Origin of the sequence: Meridianimarinicoccus zhengii (genome assembly GCF_003254465.1) — a bacterium.
Classification (GTDB): Bacteria; Pseudomonadota; Alphaproteobacteria; order Rhodobacterales; family Rhodobacteraceae; genus Meridianimarinicoccus; species Meridianimarinicoccus zhengii.
The window spans coordinates 73,003-79,002 of sequence record NZ_QDFI01000013.1 but is presented as its reverse complement, the minus strand read 5'-3'; the positions used below and the strand labels follow the sequence as shown (position 1 = coordinate 79,002).

General features: G+C 68.5%; 6 protein-coding genes. 2 read left to right on the top strand and 4 right to left on the bottom strand.

Annotated elements, in window-relative coordinates:
- The coding region (locus DDE13_RS06450; protein WP_222626041.1) for a hypothetical protein at nt 1-367 on the top strand (367 nt) is incomplete at its 5' end.
- An 11-nt stretch (nt 368-378) separates the two neighbouring features.
- On the opposite strand, the gene trpE is transcribed toward DDE13_RS06450, so the two are convergent.
- The 4 genes from trpE to fabI are packed head-to-tail and all read right to left on the bottom strand — an operon-like array spanning nt 379 to nt 5,147.
- On the bottom strand, nt 379-1,884 hold the full coding sequence (gene trpE / locus DDE13_RS06445) for an anthranilate synthase component I (protein ID WP_111402616.1): 1,506 nt from the start codon (nt 1,882-1,884) through the stop codon (nt 379-381).
- Nucleotides 1,881-3,761, bottom strand: a complete 1,881-nt coding sequence (locus DDE13_RS06440; protein WP_111402614.1) for a peptidyl-prolyl cis-trans isomerase — start codon at nt 3,759-3,761, stop codon at nt 1,881-1,883. Before DDE13_RS06440 ends, trpE begins: the two co-directional genes overlap by 4 nt.
- Nucleotides 3,762-3,811: 50 nt before the next feature.
- Nucleotides 3,812-4,312, bottom strand: a complete 501-nt coding sequence (gene gpt / locus DDE13_RS06435; protein ID WP_111402612.1) for a xanthine phosphoribosyltransferase — start codon at nt 4,310-4,312, stop codon at nt 3,812-3,814.
- Nucleotides 4,313-4,340: 28 nt separating this feature from the next.
- Nucleotides 4,341-5,147, bottom strand: coding sequence for an enoyl-ACP reductase FabI (gene fabI / locus DDE13_RS06430; RefSeq protein ID WP_111402610.1), 807 nt, complete (start codon nt 5,145-5,147; stop codon nt 4,341-4,343).
- Nucleotides 5,148-5,329: 182 nt separating this feature from the next.
- Between fabI and pdxH the strand changes: the two genes are divergently transcribed.
- Nucleotides 5,330-5,935 carry a pyridoxamine 5'-phosphate oxidase gene (gene pdxH / locus DDE13_RS06425; protein ID WP_111402608.1) on the top strand — a complete coding sequence of 202 codons (606 nt, stop codon included), beginning with the start codon at nt 5,330-5,332 and terminating at the stop codon, nt 5,933-5,935.
- Nucleotides 5,936-6,000 lie beyond the last annotated feature (65 nt).

Sequence of the window (6,000 nt, the reverse complement as noted above, 5' to 3'; positions counted from 1 at the left end):
CCCGCAACCGCCCGGCCCGCGCGTGGCCTTCGTGCTGGACGCGGCCGCACCCGGCCCGCTGCCGGACTGGATCGGCGGGCAGGCGTCAGAGACCGCGCCGGGCCGGCTGGTCCTCGTGGGCGGCGGCACGATCGTGACGGACACCGGCGCCGCACAGGACAGCGCGCTCCTTGCCTATGTGCGACTGGATGCGCCCGACGCTGCCGACGCGACGACACTGGCGCGGATCGCCCTGCGCGCCCGGCGCGACGGAGCGGTGATCGTGCTGGTGTCGGGTGATCCCGCGCTCTGGGACCGTCTCGGCGCATGGCTGGGCGGACCGGCCCGCGATCTCGTGCCCGTCACGGCGGCCAGCCTGCTGGACTGACCCTCGGTCCCTCAGCCGTTCCCGCCCCGGAACCGCGCGGCATCGGCGGCGGCGCGGCGGATCGCAAGCGACTTGTTGACGGTTTCCTGCCATTCGGCCTGCGGGTCGCTGTCATGCACGACCCCGCCGCCCGCCTGGATGTAGAGCTTGCCGTCCTGCACCACCGCCGTGCGCAGCGCGATGCACATGTCCATGTCGCCATTGGCCGCGAAATAGCCCACGCCGCCGCCATAGACGCCGCGCTTTTCCGGCTCCAGTTCGTCGATGATCTGCATGGCGCGGACCTTGGGCGCGCCGCTGACCGTGCCCGCGGGCAGACCCGCCAGCAGCGCCGACAGTGCGTCGTGATCCTCGGACAGCTCGCCCACCACGTTGGACACGATGTGCATGACGTGGCTGTAGCGTTCGATGACGAACTGTTCCGTGGGCCGCACCGTACCGATCCGGCTGACGCGGCCCGTGTCGTTGCGCCCGAGATCAAGCAACATCAGATGTTCCGCGCGTTCCTTGGGATCGGCGAGAAGGTCGGCCTCCAGCGCGCGGTCCTCGTCGGGTGTGGCACCGCGGGGCCGCGTGCCCGCGATGGGGCGGATCGTGACCTCGCGGCCGAACACCCGCACGAGGATCTCCGGCGAGGCCCCAACCACCTGGAAGCCGCCGAAATTGAAGAAGAACATGAAGGGCGACGGGTTCGTGCGCCGCAGGCTGCGATAGAGCGAAAACGGCGGCAGGGCGAAGGGCTGCGTCCAGCGCTGGGACGGGACCACCTGGAAGATGTCGCCCGAGGCGATGTAGTCCTTGGCCCGCCGCACGGCATCCAGATAGGCGTCGTGGGTGAAGTTCGACACCGGCTCCGCCTCGGGCCCAGGATCGCCCAACTCGCGGCTGTCCGCGGTGGGCTGGCGTTCGAGATCGCGCACCGCGTCCATCACCCGCTCCGCCGCCTGCGCATAGGCCGCGCGGGCCGACAGCCCGTCCGCGACCCACATGGGCGCGACCACCGTCACCTCGCCCTTCACGCCGTCGAGCACGGCGACGACCGACGGGCGCATCAGCACCGCGTCGGGCAGGCCGAGCGGGTCGGGGTTCACGTCCGGCAGGTGTTCGACCAGCCGGATCATGTCGTAGCCGAGATACCCGAACAGCCCCGCGGCGGCGGCGGGCAGGTCGTCGGGCATGTCGATGCGGCTTTCGGCGATCAGCGCGCGCAGGCTGTCGAGCGGGGCGGCGTCTTCGGGCTGGAACGCGTCGCGGTCATAGCGCGCCTGCCGGTTCAGCGCGGCCTGCGTGCCGCGGCACTGCCACACGAGATCGGGTTTCATCCCGATGATGGAATAGCGCCCCCGCACCTCGCCGCCCGTCACCGATTCCAGCATGAACGTGTCGGGGCGGGCGGCACCCAGCTTCAGCATCAGCGACACAGGCGTATCAAGGTCGGCGGCCAGCCGGGTGTAGACCACCTGGTTGCGCCCGGCCTCGAACCCCGTGGCGACCCGGGCGAAGGGCGTGAGCATCATGGGATATTCGCGTGGACCGCGTTCACCGCGGCCTGGTTGACGGAAATGCCGGCCTCGGACTGGATGGCGGCCGCGATCACGGACAGCACCTGCCCGGCCATCGCCTCGGCGGCCTGCCCGCTGATCGTCTGCCGCAGCGACTGGGTTTCCCGTGACTGCGGGTCCGGCGGCGTGATCTCTTCGAGCCGCATCAGGACCACGCCCGCGTCGTCGCCCAGCACCCGCGCCGCGCCACGATCCATGTCGAACGCGGCTTCGATCGCGGTCGGGGGGAGGTCGCCGGGCGCGCCCCGCCGGGACACGGTCGTGGTGGCCGTGTCCTCGAACCCGAGGTCCGCAAAGGACGTGCCCTCCGACAGCGCCGTTGCCATGTCCTCCGCCTGCTCCATGAGCGATGCGCGCAGGGCCGCCGTGCGCGTGGCGGCGGCGACGGCGTCGCGGATATCGTCCAGCGGCGGCACACGTGCCGGTACGGTCTCGTCAAGCCGCAGCGCGAACAGCGTACCGTCCTCCGCCTGCATGATCTCCGGGAAGTCGTCGTCCTGCAACCGTTCGGCGGCGATGTTCACGGCATCATAGGACGCGATGTCGGCATCGGCATCGCCCGGTCCCCGCCAGTCCATCCGACCCAGTTCGAGATCGGTTTCCGCGGCGAGATCCTCGAGCGTCGCGCCCCCCGCCAGCAGATCCTCGAGCGGTTCGATCCGGTCGGCCAGCGCGGCTTCGGCCCAGTCGCGCGCGAGATCGTCGCGCAATTCCGCGCGCGCTTCGTCGAAGCTGACCTGCCGCGCGTTCAGGATCGCGTTGACCCGAAACAGCGCGGGCCCCACGGGCGAGGGCAGCGGCCCGACGACGCCGGTGTCGTCCAACGCGAAAACCGCATCGCCCGCATCGTCCAGATCGCCCTGCGTGACGAAGCCAAGATCGACGTCGCGCAACTCCAGCCCGCGTTCGGTCACCAGCGTGTCGAAATCCATCTCGCCCGCGTCGATCGCGTCCATGGCGGCCTGCGCCGCCGCTTCGTCCGGGAAGCCCAGCCGTTCGACCATGCGCCGAGCGGGTATGTCGTACTCGTCGCTTCGCGCGTCATAGGCGGCGCGCAACTCGTCCTCCGGGATCTCGATCCCGTCGGCCATCATGCCGGGCGTGAGCCATGCATAGGTGATCGCCTTGTAGCCGGGTTCGGTGAATTCCGCGCTGTTGGCGTCGTAATACGCCGCGATCTCGGCATCGGTCGGGTCGGGCAGGGGCGCGTCGAGCGCGTCCTCTCCCAGCCGGACGTGGCGCAGGGTGCGGGCCTCGCCCAGATAAGTGATGATGGCGTCGGCATAGGCGGGCAGGGGCTGCACGCCGCCGCCCGCCGCCACCTGCAGCAGGTTCGATGCAAGTTCGGCCCGGATCTGGCTTTCGAACTCCGACACGCTCAGCCCCGCGCGGTCCAGCGCGAAGCTGTAGGCTTCCCGGTCGAACTGCCCGTCGATGCCCTGGAAGCCGGGGATCTGCCGGATCTGTTCCGCGACGCGGGCGTCGCCCACGCTGATGCCCGCCATGCGCGCCGCCTCTTCCAGCGCGGCGCCGGACAGAAGGTTCTGCAATACGGCGGTATCCACGCCCTGCGCCTGCGCCTCGGCCATGGTCATCGGGTTGCCTTCGGGGCCGGCGCGCGCGGCAAGTTCCCGCTGCAGCGCCCGGCCATAGGTGTTGAGCGACACCTGCGTTTCGCCCACGCTGGCCACGCTGCGCACGGTGCCGCCGAAATTGCCGGTGCCGAAACCGGCAAGCCCCACGATCAGCAGCGCCAGCAGCACCCAGACCACGGCATTGCCGATCTTGCTCTTCGCCGATTTCGCCGCGGGCTTGTCCCCGGTCTTCGCCATGTCGCTTGCCTTCCTGTATTCGTCGCCGCAGGTGTCCCGTCCGTTCGGGTTCAGGTCCCGCGATAGGGTTCCACGTATTGCAGCGCCATGTCCCAGGGGAAGAAGATCCAGGTGTCCTGGCTGACTTCCGTGATGAACGTGTCCACCTGCGGACGGCCCATGGGCTTGGCATAGATCGTTGCGACATGGGCCTTGGGCATGGTCGCACGCACCACTTCGAGCGTGCGGCCCGTGTCCACCAGGTCATCCACGATCAGCACGCCGGTGCCGTCGCCCACGATGTCCATGTCCGGGGACTTGATGATCTTCGGCGCGCTCTGCGTCTGATGATTGTAGCTCTTCACCGAGATCGTATCGACGGTCCGGATGTCGAGTTCCCGCGCCACGATCATCGCCGGGGCCATGCCGCCGCGGGTGATCGCGACGACGGCACGCCAGCCGGTGCCCTCGGGACCGTGCCCCTGCAACCGCCACGCCAGCGCGCGCGCATCGCGGTGCAACTGGTCCCAGCTGACGTGAAATCCCTTCTCGTGCGGCAGCCTGTCGGTCATGCGTCCATCCTCCCGGTCCGCGTGTAGGTCAGCTCTTGGCGATGTCGGGCGCATCGACTGCCTTCATGCCCACGACGTGGTAGCCCGCGTCCACGTGCAGGTTCTCGCCCGTGGTCCCCGACCCGAGATCGGACAGCAGGTAGACCGCGGCCTTGCCGACCTCTTCCTGCGTGACGTTGCGGCGCAGGGGCGAGTTGTATTCGTTCCATTTCATGATGTAGCGGAAATCGCCGATACCGCTGGCGGCCAGCGTCTTGATCGGTCCGGCGGAGATCGCGTTGACCCGCACGCCGTCTTTTCCCAGGTCCTCCGCCAGGTATTTCACCGACGCCTCCAGCGCGGCCTTGGCTACGCCCATCATGTTGTAATGCGGCATGACCTTTTCCGCGCCGTAATAGGTCAGCGTAAGACACGATCCGCCCTCGGTCATCAGGGCCGACGCGCGCTGGCAGACGGCCGTGAAGGAATAGACGGAGATGTCCATGGAATGGCGGAAGTTTTCCGCGGTGGTGTCCACATACCGCCCGCGCAGCTGCGTCTTGTCGGAATAGGCGATCGCGTGGACCACGAAATCGAGCCGCCCCCACGTGTCGCGCAGCGTGTCGAACACCCGGTCGAGCGACGCCGCATCGGACACGTCGCATTCGATCAGAAGGTCCGATCCAAGCTGCGCCGCGAGAGGCTCCACCCGTTTCTTCAGCGGGCCGCCCTGGTAGGAAAACGCAAGCTCCGCCCCATGCTCCGCGCAGGCCTTGGCGATGCCCCACGCGATGGATTTGTCATTGGCCAAACCCATGATGAGGCCGCGTTTCCCTGACATGAGCATAGTTGACATTCCGTGATCTCCGCGCACCATGGTTTGAGGTCGTGTAGGCGAATGCCCGCCGGGCATCAAGAGACGGCGCCGGACCGTTCGGCCCCCTTCGAAGGGGTTCAGCCAGCGCTGTCCCCGCAAGCCACGTTGGCTTGTGGAGTGGGGCGGCGGGCGGGCGCGCAGTGTTGGCCTGTGGGGGGTGTATGGCGGAACGAGACGGTATTTTCGCGGGCGACGACCCGTTCGCCATTGCGCGCGCCTGGGTTGCCGAAGCTGCGGATCATGAACCCAACGATCCGGATGCCGCCGCGCTTGCGACGGTGGACGATGACGGGTTGCCCAACGTTCGGATCGTCCTGATGCGCGGGATCGAGGATGACGGCTTCGTTTTCTATACCAACTACCAAAGCGCCAAGGGCCGGGAACTGGACGGGGCGGGCAAGGCGGCCTTTGCGATGCACTGGAAATCGCTGCGCCGCCAGTTGCGCGTGCGCGGAACGGTGTCGCGGCTGGATGCCGCGCGGTCCGATGCCTATTTCCGGTCGCGCGCGCTGCAAAGTCGCATCGGGGCCTGGGCGTCCGAGCAGTCGCAGCCGCTCGCGGACCGCGCGACGCTCATGGCGCGCGTGGCGAAACTGTCCCTTCGGCTCGGGCTCGATCCGGACCGGCCGCCCCATTGGGGCGGCTACCGGATCACACCGGTCGAGATCGAGTTCTGGGCCGACGGAGCCTTTCGCCTGCACGACCGCTTCCGCTGGACCCGCAGCGCGCCGGATGCGCCATGGTCCGTCGCAAGGCTGAACCCGTGACAGGGGTGCGCGGTCTCGCACCCAGTCGGCGCGTTGTCAACTTGACCGGACAGGTTTGCGTGTTT